Source organism: Kitasatospora saccharophila (assembly GCF_039529925.1).
GTDB classification, from domain to species: domain Bacteria; phylum Actinomycetota; class Actinomycetes; order Streptomycetales; family Streptomycetaceae; genus Kitasatospora; species Kitasatospora saccharophila.
Genome location: NZ_BAAANS010000017.1, coordinates 58,799 through 75,614 on the forward strand (window position 1 = coordinate 58,799; position 16,816 = coordinate 75,614).

The following is a 16,816-nucleotide window of genomic DNA, read 5'->3' on the forward strand; positions in this document are numbered from 1 at the left end:
CCGGCTCCGTTCAGCGCTTGCGCTTCTTGAAGAGCAGCCTGGGCAGCCCCGCCGGGGCCGGCTGCCGGGTGGTGGCCGGGCTGGGCAGCGGCGCGGCGGCCAGGGTGTCGTCGGGGAGCGGGGCGAGGGGGGCGTCGTCGGGGGTGAGGCGCAGGACGTGGCACTCGCGGGCCCAGCGCTCGCCGATGGTGTCGGTGTCGGGGGCGTTCAGGCGCTTGCCCTTGAGCTCCTCGACGGCGCCGTCCCAGGCGGGGGTGCCGGGTTCGAGGCGGGTGACGGCGGCGGTGAGGGCGACCAGGCGGCCCCACTTGTCCTTGCTGCGCAGGGTCACCGCGGCGGAGCCGCTCGCGGCGAGGCCGTGCAGCGGCTGCTCGGAGCCGTCGCCGACCACGACGATCGCGCCGTCGTGCCAGGCGTGCCAGAGCGGGCGGGCGGCCGGCTGCCCGGCGGGCTGGACCCAGAGCAGACCGGACTTCTTGGCGGCTTCCTCCACCAGGGCCCGGTCGAGGAGGTCGGTCGGGCTCGGGGTCGTCGTGCGCTCCATGCCGCACAGCGTACGGCCTGGGGTGTCCACGGCCGGTCCCATCCCCCGGACGACAGTGCCGTAACGCCGGAACAGCCCTTACCGTATATGCCGTCCACAGTCCTGTAGTCCCGTGGCCCCGCCCACCGCGCGAAGCACTGCCCGAAGGAGCGCCGTGACCGCCGTCAGCACCACCGCCCCCGCCGCACCCCCGGCGCTCGGGGAAGGACGGCAACTGCCGCGCACCGACCTGCTGCTGCTGGCGGTGTCGGTCGCGGGCATCTCGCTGTCCGCGCCGCTGATCAGCGCGACGGCCGCGCCCGCGCTGGCGATCGCGTTCTGGCGCAACGGCATGTCGGTGGCGGTGCTCGGCCCGTACGCGCTGTGGCGGCACCGGGCCGAGCTGCGCGGCATCCCGCGGCGGGCGCTGGCGCTGGCGGCGGCGGCGGGCCTGCTGCTGGCGCTGCACTTCGCGCTGTGGATGCCGAGCCTGCGGATGACCTCGGTGGCGTCGGCGACGGCGCTGGTGACCACCACCCCGCTGTGGACGATCCTGCTGATGCGGCTGTTCGGGGTGCGGGCGCCGCGGCTGGTGTGGATCGGCACGGGGGTGGCGTTCGCGGGCGTGCTGGTGCTGACCGGCGTCGACCTGTCGGTCTCCGCCCGCGCGCTGCTGGGCGACGGCCTGGCGCTGGCGGCGGGCGCCGCCGCGGCCGGGTACATGCTGCTGGGCGCGGAGGTGCGGCGCACCGTGTCGACCACCGCGTACACCCTGGTCTGCTACGCGACCTGCGCGGTCGCGCTGCTGGCGGTCTGCCTGCTGACCGGCGTCCGGCTGAGCGGCTGGTCGGCCGGGGCGTGGTGGCAGATCTTCCTGCTGATGGTGTCGGCGCAGCTGCTCGGCCACTCGCTGAGCAACCGGGTGGTGCGCACCCTGGGCCCGTCGATCACCTCGACGGCGATCCTGCTGGAGACCCCGGGCGCGGCGCTGATCGCCGCGGTGTGGCTGGGCCAGTGGCCGCCGGCGGCCGCCTACCCGGCGGTGGGGCTGATCCTGCTGGGCCTGGTGCTGGTGGCCCGGGCGGAGCGCCGCTGACGCCCCGCCCGCCGGCACCCCGCCCGCTCACGCCCCGCCCGGCGGCGCCCCGCCCGGTGGGCGGCCGTCAGAGCCAGCCGTTGCGGCGGAAGCCCCGGTACATGCCGACGCAGATCACCACGATCGCGCCGAGCACCGTCGGGTAGCCGTACGTCGACTTCAGCTCCGGCATGTGCTCGAAGTTCATCCCGTACACGCCGGTGATCATGGTGGGGACGGCGAAGATCGCGGCCCAGGCGGTGATCTTGCGCATGTCCTCGTTCTGGGCGACCGAGACCTGCGCCAGGTTGGCCTGCAGCAGCGAGTTCAGCAGCTCGTCGAAGCCGTGCACCTGCTCGCTGACCCGGGCCAGGTGGTCGGCGACGTCCCGGAAGTACTTCTGCATGTCGAGGTCGACCAGCCGCGCGGTGGGCTCGGCCAGTTGCAGCATCGGCCGCAGCAGCGGGGTGACCGCCCGCTTGAACTCCAGCACCTCGCGCTTGAGCTGGTACACCCGGCCGACGTCGGTGCCGCGGCCGCCCTTGTTGGCGAACACGTCGTACTCGATCTCGTCCACGTCGTTCTGCAGGCGGTCGGCGACCAGCAGGTAGTTGTCCACCACGTGGTCGGCGATGGCGTGCAGCACCGCGGCCGGCCCCTTGGCGAGCAGGCCGGTGCCCTCGGAGTCGGCCTCCAGCCGGTGGCGCAGCTCGCGCAGCGAGGAGTGCGCGCCGTGCCGGACGGTGATCACGAAGTCCGGGCCGGCGAAGACCATCAGCTCGCCGGTCTCGACCACCTCGCTGGTCGGGGTGAGCTGCTCGTGCTCGACGTACCGGACGGTCTTGAACACCGCGAACAGCATGCCGTCGTACCGCTCGACCTTGGGCCGCTGGTGCGCGTGCACCGCGTCCTCCACGGCCAGCGGGTGCAGGCCGAAGCGCTGGGCGATGCCCTCGAACTCGGCCTCGGTCGGCTCGTGCAGCCCGATCCAGCTGAACGAACCCGGTCCCAGCTGGTGTGCCGCCTTCACCTGGCGGGCGGCCTCGCGCGGGCTGCACGTCTCGGCGGCCCGCTTGCCCTGCTGGTAGACGGCGCAGTCCACCACCGCGGACGGGGTGTCGCCGGGCAGCGGCTCGAACGAGTCGCTGACCCGGCGGCGGGCTGGACGGACGACGGCGGCGCGCAGGTTGTGCATCATCGACATGGCGCGGGCTCCCTAGGGCCGGACCGGCGCGCCCCGGGACGTGCCGGGGGAGCGCGACGGCGGAAAACACCGGTGGACACGCCGGGCTGAGGAAGTGTCAGAAAGCCGTTCGCTGGGCGGGTTTCGTCGGATCAGACCCGGGGAAGGTGCTCTCTCGGCCGCGCGCGACGCTGCGGGGTGACCCTGGTCAGCCGCGGGGGCGGCGGGCAGGGGTGGGCCGGAGAGAGCTGCCGGTACTGCATGGTCGACTGCTGTCCATCGTGACCACCTCCTCCACGCCGGGGCCCGCGCGGGGGCCGTCGCGGCCCTGGTTCGCGTTCACAAGGCCGACCGCTCACATTAACAGCTCTTCCCGGTGCCGCGCCCGGCATTCGTCGTCCGCCGGGTAAAGCTCGCGCCAAGGATCGACGCGGCGGGCCCGCGCCAGGACCGCCCGGGCGACGGTCACCGGCACGCGGCGCCGCCCTCCGCCCGCCGGGCGGTCTAAGGTCGCGGCATGGCGCACGACTTCCCTCACTTCGGCGACTTCCCGCACCCGGGCGGCGACGCCGGCCCGACCCGGCAGACCGTCCTCACCCTGGTCGAGGCCCGGCTGACCGGCACCTTCGGCGAACCCACCGGCCGGGCCGCGGTCACCTTCGTCGGCGCGGACCGGATCGAGGTGCTGCGGTTCGGCCCCGACGCCGACGGCCTGGTCCGGTACGCGACGCTCGGCATGGCCGCCGCCCCGATGGCCGACCCGACCTCCCCGGTCGCCGACCCGGTGCGCGGCCCGCGCGCCGAACTGGTGCTGACCGTGCGCGGCGGCCGCGACGAGGCGCACAGGGCGCTCGCCGTGTTCGCCGCCAGCCCGCAGGTCGAGGGCCTGGTGGTGGCCCCCGGCGGCTCGCTCGACCTGGGCTCCCCGCTGTGGACCGGCGCCCCGTTCACCTCGGTGCTGGCCGCCGAGCCCGGCGGCCTGGTCGAGGACCTCGAACTGCCCGAACCGGCCGACCCGGTGCGCTTCCTGCCGCTGCTGCCGATGACCCCCAACGAAGCCGCCTTCAAGCGCGTCCAGGGCGCCGAGGCCCTCCAGGAGCGCTGGCTGAAGCACGGCACCGACCTGCGCGACCCCGGCCGCCGCGGCGTCCCGCTGGACTGACCGGAACGGGCCGTCGGCCGGGCGGTCGGCGGGCGGGGGCCGAGCGGGCGGGCGGGGTCAGCCGGTGATCGGCTCGGCCCCCTTCGCCTGCGCCAGCAGCTCCTCGTACGCGGCCGGGTCGGTGGTGTGCTCGCCCAGCCGGACGGTCTTGCGGCTGCCGTGGTAGTCGCTGGAGCCGGTGGTGAACAGCCCCAGCTCGGCCGCCAGGCCGCGCAGCCGGGCCCGGGTCTCCTCGTCGTGGTCGGTGTGGTCGACCTCCAGCCCGCCCAGCCCGGCCGCCGCCAGCTCGGCGATCACCGCGTCCGACACCGTCCGCCCGCGCTTCACCGCCCCCGGGTGCGCGAACACCGGCACCCCGCCCGCCGCCCGCACCAGCCGGACCGCCGCCACCGGGTCGGTCTCGTGCTTGCGGACGTCCGCCCGCCCGCCGTTGGCCAGCCACTCGGGCGTGAACGCGTCCGAGACGCTCGCCACCACGCCCGCCTCCACCAGCGCCGAGGCGATGTGCGGGCGCCCCACCGAACCGTCGCCCGCGATCCGCCGCACCTGCTCCCAACTGATCGGCGCCCCCAGCTCCCGGCAGCGCTCCACGATCGCCCGCCCGCGCCGGAACCGGTCGGTGCGCACCAGCTCCCGCTCGGCCGCGAAGGCCGGCTCCGCCGGGTCGAACAGGTACGCCAGCAGGTGCATGCTGATGCCGCCCACCTGGCAGGACAGCTCCGCGCCCGGCACCAGCACCAACCCCGTCCCGGCCACCGCGGCCGCCGCCTCGGCGTGCCCGGCCACCGTGTCGTGGTCGGTCAGCGCCACCACGTCCAGCCCGGCCGCGACCGCGTTGGCGACCAGTTCGGCCGGGGAGTCGGTGCCGTCGGAGGCGTTGCTGTGGGCGTGCAGATCGATGCGCATGCCGCCCAGGATAGGGAAGCCCGCCCGGCCGCCGGGGCAGCGGACGGGCCGTCAGACCACCCCCCTAGGCTGTTCGCATGGAGACAGCGAGCGGGCCGGAAGCGGCCCTGCGGGCCGCCCTGGCGGCCGACCCCGAGGCGCGGACGCACGAACTCAACCGGCTGCTCGGGAAGTTCGGCCCCGAGCACCTCGACGCGCTGACCGGCCTGCTCGGCCACCCGAACGAAGAGGCGCGCTCCGCCGCACTGCACACCCTGCAGGGGTTCGGCCCCGCCGCGCTGCCCGCGCTCCGCCCCGTCCTGGCGCTCTTCGGCGACGAGCGGCACGGCTACCAGGCCACCAGGGCGGTGGAGCGGATCGGCCCCGCCGCCGTCCCCGAACTGCTGGCCGTCCGCGCCGAGGGCCCCGCCCCGCTGCGCCGCCACGCCCTGCGCGCCCTCGCCCTGCTCGGCGCCGCCGAGCAGCTCACCGCGCGCGACCGGGCCGCGCTCCGGCGGCTGGTGGACGTCAAGCTGCTGGACGAGGAACTCCCGGGCGAGGGGTGGGAGTACTGCTGGCTGGCGGTGCCCGGGGACGAGTACCGGGCCGCCTTCGAGGTGCTCGGCCTGCACGACCCCGTCCCCGCCACCCTGGCGATGGGCCGGTCCAACCCGGCGTCCGACGAGGTCCGGCTGGTCGACGACGACGGCACGGAGCGGACCGTGCGCCGGGTCTTCGTCACGCCCGAACTGGCGGGCTGGCGGCTGTTCTTCGGCAACCACCTGATGCTGACCTGCTTCGACGACGACCTGGTGGCGCGGGTCGCCGAAGCCTGCGGCCGGGCGCACTTCCACTGCCGGGACGACTACGAGGACTCCCACCACTGGGTGATCGCCGAACGCGGCCGGGGCGTCGTCCGCTCCTACGCCGCCGAGGGCGACCCGCAGTGGACCGGGGACCCGCTGCCCTGGGAGCGGCCGCAGACCGAGGACCCGTACTGGGACCCGGACGACGAGGAGACGCCCGGCGCCTCGATGGAGACCGACTCGGCGGAGGCGGCCGCCCGGAGCAGCATCGACCCGGACCGGACCGGAGCGGACACCCCGCGCAGCGGCCACGGCTGGCTGCTGGTGACCGAACCCGGCTTCGGGCACGGCCGCTTCCGCAACGCGCTGGAGATCTGAACCGGAGGGGCGCCGGGCCTCAGCCCAGCAGCCGGGGCGAGAGCGCCCCGCAGGGCAGCAGGCCGAGCTCGGCCCCCGCGTCCCGCAGGTCGGTCAGCACCAGCTCGTCGTGCATCAGCAGCGCCGACTGCTCGGGCCAGGCGATCGCCCACAGCCACAGGCCGCGCGCCTCGCCGACGTACACCGCCCGGTCGTCCGGCGCGCCCGGCACGTGGAACATCGGGGTCGGCCGGCCCGCCGCCATCAGCTTGGCGTCGGCCGGCTTGTACAGCGCCACCGAATCGCCCGGGTCCGGCCCGTCCAGCCCCGCGTAGCGGGCGCCCAGGCCGATGCCCAGCTCCTCGGCCACCAGCACCAGCTCGCCGAACCCGCCCAGCGGGGCCGGGCCGGAGCAGGCGACGGCGGTGGCCCGGGCGCCGGACAGGTCGTCACCCGCGTGCGCGATCCCGGTGAACAGCCAGCCGACCGGCAGCGGCCAGGGCAGCCAGACCGGCACCTGGGAGCGGTTCACCGCCACGTTCAGGGCCTCGATGCTGGGCGGCAGCACCGGCTGCATCGGGTGCACGGCACCGTGCAGATCGCACTGCCAGGTGTCGGAGAAGAGGCCGGGGGCGCGGACCCGACCGGCGCACCTCGGGCAGCTTGGCTCGCCCCTCATAACCGACAACGGTCCTCCCTCCGGACGGCTGCGTCAAGGACGATCACCCGTAAGGAGTGCGTCGCGAGGCGCCCCGGCGACGGCCCGGGTCCGGCAGAGGTGATGTCCCGGCCGGGGCCCCGCCAAACCCCCGCAGGTGGCAGCCATCGAACACACTGACGCCCCGTCATCCCAGGGGTCTCCTGCGGTGACGGGGCGTCAGCCGGGTATCGGAACGTCGGAGGACTCGGAGGTCCGTCCGCGTCCGCTCACACGGCCTTGCACGGCCGGATGTACAGGCGCTCGCCGGTCTGTGCGGCGGCCTTCAGGTACTCGGAGACGGTTTCCGCGTCGGCGATCAGCCGATCGGTCTCCGTTCCCGCGTGATCCAGACGGAGGATCTCGAAACGCATGGGCCTCTCCCTTCCCGTCCTCGGGGTCCGAGGCGGACTCGGCCGACGGTCGGCCATCAGACGGTGGCTCGTCGGCGTTGGCTGGGTCGGACGTCCGGCAGGTGCAGTCACCCGTCGCTCCCCCCACTCTCAGGCAGGACTCGTTCAGCGGCACTTTCCCTTGCGGCACCGGAGGAGGGCTGTAGTGCCCCGGATCCAGGGTGCCGCGACGCTGCTTCCCGGCGGTTGCCCGCCGGTAAATCCGTGGTTTCGGCGGCCGGAGGAGGGTGCGGCCGTCGGAGGGTGTTGATCCCGGACGAAATCAAATATTACCCGAGCTAACGATTCTTGTCGCGTGAAAACCGCAGCCGACTTCTGAACGACGGTCAGGAGGCCCGCCCGTGGACCGGATCCGCCCGGAAAGTCCCGCCGGGCGGGCCGGGCGTGCGGGCCGGGCGTGCGGGCCGGGCGTGGGGCGGGCCGTCAGGCGGACCAGAACGCCGCCAGCGACTCCGCCGTCGCGGCCGGCTGCTCCGCGTTGGGGGAGTGCCCCGCGCCGGACACCACCAGCCGCTGCGCGCCCAGCCGCTCGGCCATCGAGGACTGCTCCTCGACCGGCCACGCGTAGTCCCGGTCCCCGGACAGCACCAGCTTCCGCAGGCCCACCGCCGCCAGCTCGTCCACCCGGTCCGGGGCCGAGACCAGGTGCGCCGCCATCGCCCGCAGCGCCACCGGGTGGTTCGCCACCCAACGGCGGTGCAGGAAGTCCGCGACCTCCGGGTCCAGCGGCGGCACCCGCTCGCCCTCCAACTGCTGCATCACCTGCCAGATCGACTCCAGGTCCATCGAGTCCAGCGCCTCCAGCAGCATCGCCGTCCGCGCCGCCTCCGCCGGAGCGATCGCCCCCGCCCCGGTCGACATCAGCGTCAACGAGGCCCACGGCAGGTCCTCCGGCGCCGCGAGGACCGCCTCGCGCACCACCTGCCCCCCGAACGAGTGCCCCAGCAGGTGCACCGGCCCGTCGACCCCCAGCCCCGCCGTCACCGCCCGCACGTCCGCCCCCAGCGCCGCCACCGCGTACGCGGCCGGGTCGTCCGGCCCCCCGGACTCGTACTGGCCCCGCTGGTCCACCGCGACCGTCCGGAAACCCGCCGCCGCGAGCGGCTCCAGCAAGGCGATGAAGTCCTCCTTGCTCCCCGAGAACCCCGGCACCAGCACCGCCGTCCCCCGCACCGCCCCCACCGGCTCGCCCCACAGCGCGGCCAGCCCCGCCACCCGCACCGCCCGCGCGCACGACGGCAACTTCAAGAACGGCGGCGTACTCATCCCCTGCGGCCCTCATCTCCGGTCACCCGACGTCTCGGGGGCCACCCTACGGCGGCCAGCGCCCCCACCGGGGGAGGGAACGCGGCGCGGACGGGGCGGGGCGCGGACGGAGGCGGGCCGGTCGCGCGGCCCGGGCCCCGGGGCGGGGCTTTCGAGGCTGGGAACGCCGCAGGGGAGGGCGACGTGGTGTCGGCCCTCCCCTGCGGGGGTGGTGCTGGTTACTGCTCGACGGCCTTGCGGGTCCGGCGCGGGGCCGGGATCTCCTCGGCGGTGGTGGCCACGGCCTTCTTGGTGGCCCGCTTGCGTGGGGCCGGGGCGGCGGCCTCCTCGACGGGGGCCTCGACCACGGCGGCGGCGGTCTTCTTGGTGGTGCGCTTGCGCGGCGCCGGGGCGGCCGCGGTCTCCTCGGCCGGAGCCTCGGTGGCCACGGCCTTCTTGGCGACCCGCTTGCGCGGGGCCGGGGCGGCGGCCTCCTCGACGGGAGCCTCGACCACGGCGGCGGCGGTCTTCTTGGTGGTGCGCTTGCGCGGCGCCGGGGCCTCCACGGCCGGGGTCTCGACCACGGGGGTCTCGGCCACGGCGGCGGCGGTCTTCTTGGTGGTCCGCTTGCGCGGGGCCGGGGCGGCGGCCTCCTCGACGGGGGCCTCGACCACGGCGGCGGCGGTCTTCTTGGTGGTGCGCTTGCGCGGCGCCGGGGCCTCCACGGCCGGGGTCTCGACCACGGGGGTCTCGGCCACGGCGGCGGCCGCCTTCTTGGTGGCCCGCTTGCGCGGCGCCGGAGCCTCGACGGCCGGGGTCTCGACCGCAGGAGTCTCGACCACGGGGGCCTCGACCACGGCGGCCGGGGCCTCCGCGACGACGGCGGCCTTCTTGGCGGTCCGCTTGCGCGGGGCCGGGGCGGCCGGCTCCTCGACCGGGGACACCAGGGAGGTGACCGGCTTGCGGACGGCCCGCTGCTGCGGCTTCCGGGAGCGGATCACGGGCTCGGCGGCGACCGGCTCCGCGGCGGCGACCGGCTCCACCACCGGGGCGGGGGCGGCGGCCTCGACGGCCGTCTCCACGGCCGGGGCGGCGGCCTGGCGGGTGCGCTTGCGCGGGGCGCGGGTGGCGGGGGCCTCGGTGGCCGGGGCCTCCACGACGGGCGCGGGCGCGGTGGCGGCCGGGGCCGCCTCGACCGGGGTCGGGACGGCGGCGTTCTCGACCGTCGCGGCCGAGCCGCCCCGGCGGTTGCGGTTGCGGCGGCGCGGGCTGCGGCCCTCCACCGGAGCGGCGGCGGGGCCGTTGCCCGGGGCGGTCTGCGGCTGCTCGACCGTCTGGGTCTCGGGCGCCACCGCGGCGGCGGTGCTGCCGCCGCGGGTGCGGCGGCGCTCGCGGGAGCGGCGGGCCGGGCGCTCGGCGGGAGCCGGGGTCTCGGGGGCGGCGCCCCGTCCGCCGCGGGAGTCGCGCCCGTCGCGGGCGTCGCGAGAGTCGCGTCCGTCACGGGCGCCGCGACCGCGGGCGCCGCGGCCGCCGGTCTCGCCGAGGTCCTCGACCTCTTCGGCGGCCAGGCCGGCCCGGGTGCGCTCGGAGCGGGGCAGGATGCCCTTGGTGCCGGGGGCGATGCGCAGCAGCTCGTAGAGGTGCGGCGAGCTGGAGTAGGTCTCCTCCGGGTCGTTGAACGGGAGGTCCAGCGCCTTGTTGATCAGCTGCCAGCGCGGGATGTCGTCCCAGTCGACCAGGGTGACGGCGGTGCCCGAGGCGCCGGCCCGGCCGGTGCGGCCGATCCGGTGCAGGTAGGTCTTCTCGTCGTCGGTGCACTGGTAGTTGATGACGTGCGTGACGCCCTCGACGTCGATGCCGCGGGCGGCGACGTCGGTGCAGACCAGGACGTCGACCTTGCCGTTGCGGAAGGCGCGCAGCGCCTGCTCGCGGGCTCCCTGGCCGAGGTCGCCGTGCACCGCGCCGGCCGCGAAGCCGCGCTTGGTGAGCTGCTCGGCGACGTCGGCGGTGGTGCGCTTGGTGCGACAGAAGATCATCGCCAGGCCGCGGCCCTCGGCCTGCAGGATCCGGGAGACCATCTCGACCTTGTCGAGCGAGTGCGCACGGAAGATGTGCTGCTCGATGTTGGCGACGGTGGTGCCGGTGTCGTCCGGGGCGGCGGCGCGGATGTGGGTGGGCTGGGTCATGTACCGGCGGGCCAGCGAGATGACCTGGCCGGGCATGGTGGCCGAGAAGAGCAGGGTCTGCCGCTTGGCGGGCAGCATGGTGATGATCTTCTCGACGTCCGGCAGGAAGCCGAGGTCGAGCATCTCGTCGGCCTCGTCCAGGACCAGCGCGCGGACCTTGGACAGGTCGAGCTTGCGCTGCCCGGCCAGGTCGAGCAGGCGGCCGGGGGTGCCGACCACGATGTCCACGCCCTTCTTCAGGGCCTCGACCTGCGGTTCGTACGCGCGGCCGCCGTAGACGGCCAGCACGCGCACGTTGCGGACCTTGCCGGCGGTCTGCAGGTCGTTGGTGACCTGGGTGCAGAGCTCGCGGGTGGGGACGACGATGAGCGCCTGCGGGCCCTCGGAGAGCTGCTCGGCGGTGGCCCGGCCGGCGGCGACGTCGGCCTTGACCACGACCCGCTCGATCAGCGGGAGGCCGAAGCCGAGGGTCTTGCCGGTGCCGGTCTTGGCCTGGCCGATGACGTCGTGGCCGGTCATCGCGACCGGCAGGGTCATCTCCTGGATCGGGAAGGGGTGGACGATGCCGACGGCCTCCAGGGCCTCGGCGGTCTCCGCGAGGATCCCGAGATCGCGGAAGGTCGACTTGGTGGGTTCGGCGGTGGTGGACAGGGTGCTGCCTCTTCCGTGTGGAGGGCCGAGCCCGAACGCGTCCTGCCTGCCCGGGCAGCCCCGTGCGGGGCGCGTCGGGCGGGCGGCGCGGGGGAGGGCGTCCCGTTGACGGGGTCGTGCGGCGCGCTGTCGGCGCGGTCCGCGGCGGCCCTCGCTCGGCCTGATGCGGTGCCTGGGCCCGAGGCTCGGGCCAGGTCGGAGCCGATCGGGTCTCCGACCGGGCATCCGCGTACGTGAGCGCCGGGTGCTGCACCGGGCGGCTGAAACGCCACCGGGCACGACCGCGCGGCCTGCCGTTGGAAGGACGAGCCGCGCCGGTCTACACCTGGCCTCACCACCTACCATACAGTCAAGCGACGACTCGAACACGTGACGGTCGCTACTCCGGTCGGCCCCGCCCGGGTCGCGGGGGCTCCGGGAGCGCCCCGCGGGCCCCGCGGCGCGCACTAGAGTCGGTGCCATGGAGACTCCGGAACCCGCTGACGAGCCCACCGACTCGATCGGCCCCTGGGCGGCCCGGGCCGCCGACCCGCAGTACCGGGCGGCCGTGCTGGACCTGCTCGGCGCCCTCGCGTACGGCGAGCTGAGCGCCTTCGAGCGGCTGGCCGAGGACGCCAAGTTCGCGCCCGGCATCGCGGAGAAGGCCGCGCTGGCCCGGATGGCCTCCGCCGAGTACCAGCACTTCCAGCTGCTGCACGACCGGCTGGCCGAGGTCGGCGCCGACCCGGTCGCGGTGATGGAGCCGTTCGTCGAGCCGCTGGAGAACTTCCACCGGATGACCGCCCCGTCCGACTGGCTGGAGGGCCTGGTCAAGGCGTACGTCGGCGACGCGATCGCCACCGACTTCTACCGCGAGGTGGCCGTCCGGCTCGACGACGACACCCGGGACCTGGTGCTGCGGGTGATGTCGGACACGGGGCACGCCGGGTTCGCGGTCGAGCGGGTGCGGCAGGCGATCGCCGAGGACCCGCGGGTCGGCGGGCGGCTCGCGCTGTGGGGGCGGCGGCTGATGGGCGAGGCGCTCAGCCAGGCGCAGCGGGTGGTCGCCGAGCGCGACGCGCTGTCCAACCTGCTGGTCGGCGGGGCCGAGGTGCGCGGCTTCGACCTGGTCGAGGTCGGCAAGATGTTCAACCGGATCACCGAGACCCACACCAAGCGGATGGCCGCGCTGGGCCTGGCCTCCTGAGGCTCAGACCTGGCGGTGCCGGCCGCCGCGCCCGGGCTTCAGGTCCGGGCGGGCCGGCACCGACACCATCAGGACCGACGCCGCGGCGGAGATCGCCAGCTGGACCAGCGGCGCGTGCCCGTCCATCACGTAGTGGCTGATCCGGCCGGCGCCCACCGCGGCGACCAGCGCCGTGCCGATCGGCAGCGCGCGCGGCCCCGGGTACAGGTCCGGTCGGACCAGCAGTGCGCCGATCCCGACGGCGAGTCCGATCAGGACGGACGTGATCGTCTCCCACACGGCTGCCTCCCGGGACCTGCGACGCTGCGGCAGCAGTCCGCCTACCCGCCCGGGGCCGCCGGTACGCACAGCACGGCGCCCCGTCCCCCCGGGCGGGGGAACGGGGCGCCGTGACGCGTGCCCGGAGCTGTGCGCTCAGAGCGTGCCGAAACCGACCTTGCGGACGGACGGCTCGCCGATCTCGACGTACGCGAGGCGCTCGGCCGGAACCAGCACCCGGCGACCGTGCTCGTCGACCAGGGTGAACAGCTTCGAGGTGCCGTCCAGGGCCTTGGCGACCGCGTCCGCGACCTCTTCGGCAGATTGCGCGCTCTCCAGGACGATCTCCCGGTTCGCGTTCTGCACGCCGATCTTGACCTCCACGGCTTCCGTCCCTCCGGTAGCTGGCCGCGCGCGCCCCGACCGCGGATCGCGGTGGGCGCGCCGTACGGGCATCACCTTAAGGCAGTGACCCGGCCGGTAGGCGAAGGTCGGGGGCCGGTCCGCTCAGGGCCGAATCCCGGTTCAGTCCGCCGGGTCGGCCGAACCCTCCTGCGCGGGGTGCATCGGGAAGCCCTTCAGACCGCGCCAGGCCAGGCTGGCGACCAGCCGGACGGCCTCGTCGCGCGGGATGTCGCCGTCCTGGGTGAGCCAGTACCGGGCGGTGATCTGGGCCAGGCCGCAGACGCCGACCGCGAGCAGCTTGGCCTCGGCCTCGGGCAGGTCGGTGTCCTCGGCGATCACCTTGGAGACCAGGGTGGCGCTCAGGTCGGTGGCCCGGTCGACCCGCTCGCGCACCGCCGGGTCGTTGGTCAGGTCCGACTCGAAGACCAGCCGGAACGCGCCCGACTCGCCGGAGACGTAGTGGAAGTACGCCTCCATGGTGGCGGCGACCCGCTGCTTGTTGTCGTTGGTCGCCTCCAGCGCGGCCCGGGTGCCGTCGACCAGGGCGTCGCAGTGCTTGTCGAGCAGCGCGAGGTAGAGCTCCAGCTTGCCCGGGAAGTGCTGGTACAGCACCGGCTTGCTGACGCCGGCCCGCTCGGCGATGTCGTCCATGGCGGCGGCGTGGTAGCCCTGGGCGACGAACACCTCCTGGGCGGCTCCGAGCAGTTGTTCACGGCGGGCGCTTCGCGGCAGGCGGGCACCGCGCGGACGCTCCTGCGCCTCCTGGATGGCCGTCACGGCGCTCCTCACTTCACGGTCTGCGTTGGACTGGCGGGGTGATTGATTCTACTTTTCGGTAACCCGCTCGTGCGCGGGTGAAGCCGAGTAAAGCGCACAACCGCCCTTGTCGGGACCCCACAATACGACCCGGACCCCCGCTGTCCACGGGTCGAGACGGGCTCGTGACGGGGGAAGTGCGGCCCCGTGACCGGCCGCGGCGGTCTGCCGCCCGCTCACTACCATCGTGCTCCATGAGCGCCTCCCAGCACCCCCTCGCCGCCCTGGAGCCGCACCGCACCGTCGAGGTGCCCGGCGCGGCCCTGGCCGTCAGCCGGCACTCCGAACCCCGCGACGGCCTGCCGCCCGCCCTGTTCGTGCACGGTCTCGGCGGGTCCGCCGACAACTGGCTCGAACTGCTCGACCTGCTCGCCGACGACGTCGACGGCGAGGCCGTCGACCTGCCCGGCTTCGGCCACTCCGCCCCGCCGCTGGACGGCAACCTGTCCGTCTCCGGGCACGTCCGCGCGGTCATCGGGTACCTGGAGGAGAGCGGCCGCGGGCCGGTCCACCTGTTCGGCAACTCGCTCGGCGGCGCGGTCGCCGTCCGGCTCGCCGCGCTCCGCCCCGACCTGGTGCGCAGCCTCACCCTGATCTCCCCGGCGCTGCCCGAGCTGCCCCCGCAGCGCACCGCCTGGTCCACCGGGCTGCTGGCCGTGCCCGGCGTCGCCGAGCTGATCCGCCGCCGCGGCCCGGCCGCCGACCCGGAGACCGCCACCGCCGACCTGCTCGGCCTGGTCTACGCCGACCCCGCCGGCATCCCCGCCCACCGCCGGGCCCGCGCGGTCGCCGAGTACCGCCGCCGCGCCGCGCTCCCGTACGCCCTGGGCGTGCTGGCCGGGTCCGCGCGCGGGATCGTCACCGCCTACACCGAGCGCGGCGAGCAGTCGCTGTGGCGGCAGGCCGAGCAGGTCGCCGCGCCGGTGCTACTGGTCTACGGGCTCAAGGACAAGCTGGTCTCCTACCGCTCCGCCCGGCGGGCCTGCGCCGCGTTCCGGGACGCCCGGCTGCTGGTGCTGCCCGACTCCGGGCACGTGGCGATGCTGGAGCACCCCGAGCCGGTCGCCCGCGCGGTGCGGGAACTGCTCGCCGAGGCCGACCGGCTCGGCTGAGCCCGGCGCACGCGGGGCGCGCGGGGGACGAAGGCCGAAAACGGAGCGGGGACGCGCGAGGTCACGGGCGTTCACTCGATGGTGTGGCAAGCCGGGCCGGGCCCCTAGGGGGCTCGGCCCGGCGCTCTACCGTCGTGTTGTCGGACCGAACAGGTGTGGGGGGCGAGACGGCGAGGACGGCGGCCGCGGGGAGCGGGCACCGGCCGGGCGACCGTCGAGCACGGACGCACTCCCCTGTGTCGTAGGGCCGTGAACCCAGTGGAACGCTCTGGAGGCGTCGTGCGCATCGCTCTGCTCACCGAGGGCACCCTCACCAACGCGCAGCGTGGCGAAGGTGGTTGGTGCGGCCGTCTGGTCGACGGCCTGCCCGAGCACGAGTTCCGGCTCTACCGGCTGCTGCCGGCCGACCGCCCCGCCCCGCCCACCGGCGTCCGCGGCCTGCACGGCGTCCACGAACTGCCCATGTGGGGCCGCCGCCCCGGCGGGCGCGGGCCGACCGCGCTGCGCCGCCGGGCGTACGCCAGGGCGTACGGGGAACTCGTCCGCGCCCTGGTGATGCCCGGCGAGCGGGCCGGGTTCGGGCCCGCGCTGTACCGGCTCGCCGAACTCGGGCGGGAGGACGAGGCGCTGCCCGCGTTCCTCGCCTCCGGCCACGCCCACCGGGTGCTGGAGCGGGTCTGGCGGACGCCCGGCGCCGACACCGCCGGCGGCCAGCCGCTGGTCTGCGACGTGCTGGTCGCCGCCGACCTGCTGGAGCAGTGCCTGCGGCCGCTGTCCGCGCCCTGGTACGGCACCGGGGCGGCCGGGCTCGGCGGCGCCGACCTGTGCCACGTGGTCGGCGGCGGACCGGCCGCGCTGCCCGCGCTGGTCGCCCGCGAGCTGCACGGCGTCCCGTTCGTGGTCACCGAGCACGGCCTGCACCTGCGCGAGCAGTACCGCGGCTACCGCAGCGCCCCCTACCGCTGGCCGGTGCGCGCCCTGCTGCTGTCCTTCTTCCGGCAGCTCACCGAGGAGACCTACCGGCGGGCCGCCGTGCTCACCCCCGGCAGCGAGTACGACCGGCAGTGGCAGCAGCGCTGCGGCGGCGACCCCGCCCGCACCCGGATCGTCCACGAGGGCACCACCGCCACCGGACGGCCCGCCGCCGGGAAGGAACCCGAGGCGCCCACCCTGGTCTGGGCCGGCGCGCTGGAGCCCGGCCGCGACCCCGAACTGGCGCTGCACGCCTTCGCCCGGGTCCGCGCCGAACTGCCCGCCGCCAGACTGCGGGTGTACGGCGAGGAGGGCGCCCCCGGCTACCTCGCGCACTGCCGGGCGATCGCCGAACGGCTCGGCGTCGAGGACGCCGTCGAGTTCGCCGGCCGGCCCGACGGCCCGGCCGCGGCCTGGGAGTCCGGCAGCGTCGTGGTGTTCAGCGCGCTCGCCCAGCGCAGCCCCCGGCTGCTCGCCGACGCCATGCTCAGCGGCCGGGCCGTGGTCGCCACCGAGGTCGGCGTCACCCGCGAGGTGCTCGGCCCCACCGGCCTGCTGGTGCCCCCGCGCAGCCCGCGCGCCCTCGCCACCGCCTGCCTCGCCCTGCTCAACGACCACGAGCGCCGCTCCCGGCTCGGCCTGGCCGGCCGGCTGCGGGCGCAGGAACGCTTCGCCGTGGAACCCGTGGTCGGCGCGTTCCGCGAGATCTACCTCGACCTGGTCTCCCGCTACCCGGCCTTCCCGGCCCGCCCCGGCACCCAGGCCCGGCCGTTCGCCCGCCCCGCCGAGTACTGGGTGGCCGGCGGCACGACCCCGGCGCCGGCCGAGCAGGCCCCCAGGGCCGCCGGGCCCGCCCTCGCGGAGGCGCTGTGACCGGCGCTCCC

Annotated in this window: 16 protein-coding genes; 6 read left to right on the forward strand and 10 right to left on the reverse strand. The window is 75.6% G+C overall.

Annotated elements, in window-relative coordinates; translation table 11 throughout:
• Positions 1 to 10 precede the first annotated feature (10 nt).
• The gene (locus ABD345_RS14725; protein ID WP_344552512.1) at positions 11 to 544 is read right to left on the reverse strand and encodes a pyridoxamine 5'-phosphate oxidase family protein; all 534 of its coding nucleotides are present in this window, start codon (positions 542 to 544) and stop codon (positions 11 to 13) included.
• Positions 545 to 698: 154 nt separating this feature from the next.
• Here ABD345_RS14725 and ABD345_RS14730 point away from each other — a divergent pair, with 154 nt between their 5' ends.
• The gene (locus ABD345_RS14730) at positions 699 to 1,619 is read left to right on the forward strand and encodes a DMT family transporter (RefSeq protein WP_344552513.1); all 921 of its coding nucleotides are present in this window, start codon (positions 699 to 701) and stop codon (positions 1,617 to 1,619) included.
• A gap of 67 nt (positions 1,620 to 1,686) precedes the next feature.
• On the opposite strand, the gene ABD345_RS14735 is transcribed toward ABD345_RS14730, so the two are convergent.
• Positions 1,687 to 2,802 carry a magnesium and cobalt transport protein CorA gene (locus ABD345_RS14735; RefSeq protein ID WP_344552514.1) on the reverse strand — a complete coding sequence of 372 codons (1,116 nt, stop codon included), beginning with the start codon at positions 2,800 to 2,802 and terminating at the stop codon, positions 1,687 to 1,689.
• A 496-nt stretch (positions 2,803 to 3,298) separates the two neighbouring features.
• Here ABD345_RS14735 and ABD345_RS14740 point away from each other — a divergent pair, with 496 nt between their 5' ends.
• A complete protein-coding gene (locus ABD345_RS14740; protein ID WP_344552515.1) occupies positions 3,299 to 3,943 on the forward strand; it encodes a suppressor of fused domain protein in 645 nt (214 codons plus the stop codon).
• A 57-nt stretch (positions 3,944 to 4,000) separates the two neighbouring features.
• On the opposite strand, the gene ABD345_RS14745 is transcribed toward ABD345_RS14740, so the two are convergent.
• On the reverse strand, positions 4,001 to 4,849 hold the full coding sequence (locus ABD345_RS14745) for a PHP domain-containing protein (protein WP_344552516.1): 849 nt from the start codon (positions 4,847 to 4,849) through the stop codon (positions 4,001 to 4,003).
• A 77-nt stretch (positions 4,850 to 4,926) separates the two neighbouring features.
• Here ABD345_RS14745 and ABD345_RS14750 point away from each other — a divergent pair, with 77 nt between their 5' ends.
• A complete protein-coding gene (locus tag ABD345_RS14750) occupies positions 4,927 to 6,012 on the forward strand; it encodes a HEAT repeat domain-containing protein (protein WP_344552517.1) in 1,086 nt (361 codons plus the stop codon).
• Between the two features lie 19 nt (positions 6,013 to 6,031).
• Here the strand turns inward: ABD345_RS14750 and ABD345_RS14755 are convergent, their stop codons facing one another.
• The 4 genes from ABD345_RS14755 to ABD345_RS14770 all read right to left on the reverse strand — a co-directional run bounded on the left by ABD345_RS14755 (position 6,032) and on the right by ABD345_RS14770 (position 11,069).
• A complete protein-coding gene (locus ABD345_RS14755) occupies positions 6,032 to 6,670 on the reverse strand; it encodes a DUF6758 family protein (protein WP_033211956.1) in 639 nt (212 codons plus the stop codon).
• A gap of 248 nt (positions 6,671 to 6,918) precedes the next feature.
• Complete coding sequence (locus tag ABD345_RS14760; protein ID WP_162869915.1) at positions 6,919 to 7,062, reverse strand: hypothetical protein; 144 nt, start codon at positions 7,060 to 7,062, stop codon at positions 6,919 to 6,921.
• A 462-nt stretch (positions 7,063 to 7,524) separates the two neighbouring features.
• On the reverse strand, positions 7,525 to 8,367 hold the full coding sequence (locus ABD345_RS14765) for an alpha/beta fold hydrolase (protein WP_344552518.1): 843 nt from the start codon (positions 8,365 to 8,367) through the stop codon (positions 7,525 to 7,527).
• Positions 8,368 to 8,585: 218 nt separating this feature from the next.
• Positions 8,586 to 11,069, reverse strand: a complete 2,484-nt coding sequence (locus tag ABD345_RS14770) for a DEAD/DEAH box helicase (protein WP_380274530.1) — start codon at positions 11,067 to 11,069, stop codon at positions 8,586 to 8,588.
• A gap of 574 nt (positions 11,070 to 11,643) precedes the next feature.
• Between ABD345_RS14770 and ABD345_RS14775 the strand changes: the two genes are divergently transcribed.
• Complete coding sequence (locus ABD345_RS14775) at positions 11,644 to 12,369, forward strand: ferritin-like fold-containing protein (RefSeq protein ID WP_344552519.1); 726 nt, start codon at positions 11,644 to 11,646, stop codon at positions 12,367 to 12,369.
• A gap of 3 nt (positions 12,370 to 12,372) precedes the next feature.
• Here ABD345_RS14775 and ABD345_RS14780 read toward each other — a convergent pair whose 3' ends face one another.
• The 3 genes from ABD345_RS14780 to ABD345_RS14790 form a co-directional block, all read right to left on the reverse strand.
• Complete coding sequence (locus ABD345_RS14780; protein ID WP_344552520.1) at positions 12,373 to 12,648, reverse strand: hypothetical protein; 276 nt, start codon at positions 12,646 to 12,648, stop codon at positions 12,373 to 12,375.
• Between the two features lie 135 nt (positions 12,649 to 12,783).
• Positions 12,784 to 13,011 carry a DUF3107 domain-containing protein gene (locus ABD345_RS14785; RefSeq protein ID WP_030459953.1) on the reverse strand — a complete coding sequence of 76 codons (228 nt, stop codon included), beginning with the start codon at positions 13,009 to 13,011 and terminating at the stop codon, positions 12,784 to 12,786.
• A gap of 141 nt (positions 13,012 to 13,152) precedes the next feature.
• On the reverse strand, positions 13,153 to 13,809 hold the full coding sequence (locus tag ABD345_RS14790; protein ID WP_344552521.1) for a TetR/AcrR family transcriptional regulator: 657 nt from the start codon (positions 13,807 to 13,809) through the stop codon (positions 13,153 to 13,155).
• A 233-nt stretch (positions 13,810 to 14,042) separates the two neighbouring features.
• Between ABD345_RS14790 and ABD345_RS14795 the strand changes: the two genes are divergently transcribed.
• Entirely contained in the window at positions 14,043 to 14,960 is a 918-nt protein-coding gene (locus ABD345_RS14795; protein WP_344552522.1) for an alpha/beta fold hydrolase, read from the forward strand.
• A gap of 279 nt (positions 14,961 to 15,239) precedes the next feature.
• Entirely contained in the window at positions 15,240 to 16,805 is a 1,566-nt protein-coding gene (locus tag ABD345_RS14800; protein ID WP_344552523.1) for a DUF3492 domain-containing protein, read from the forward strand.
• Positions 16,806 to 16,816 lie beyond the last annotated feature (11 nt).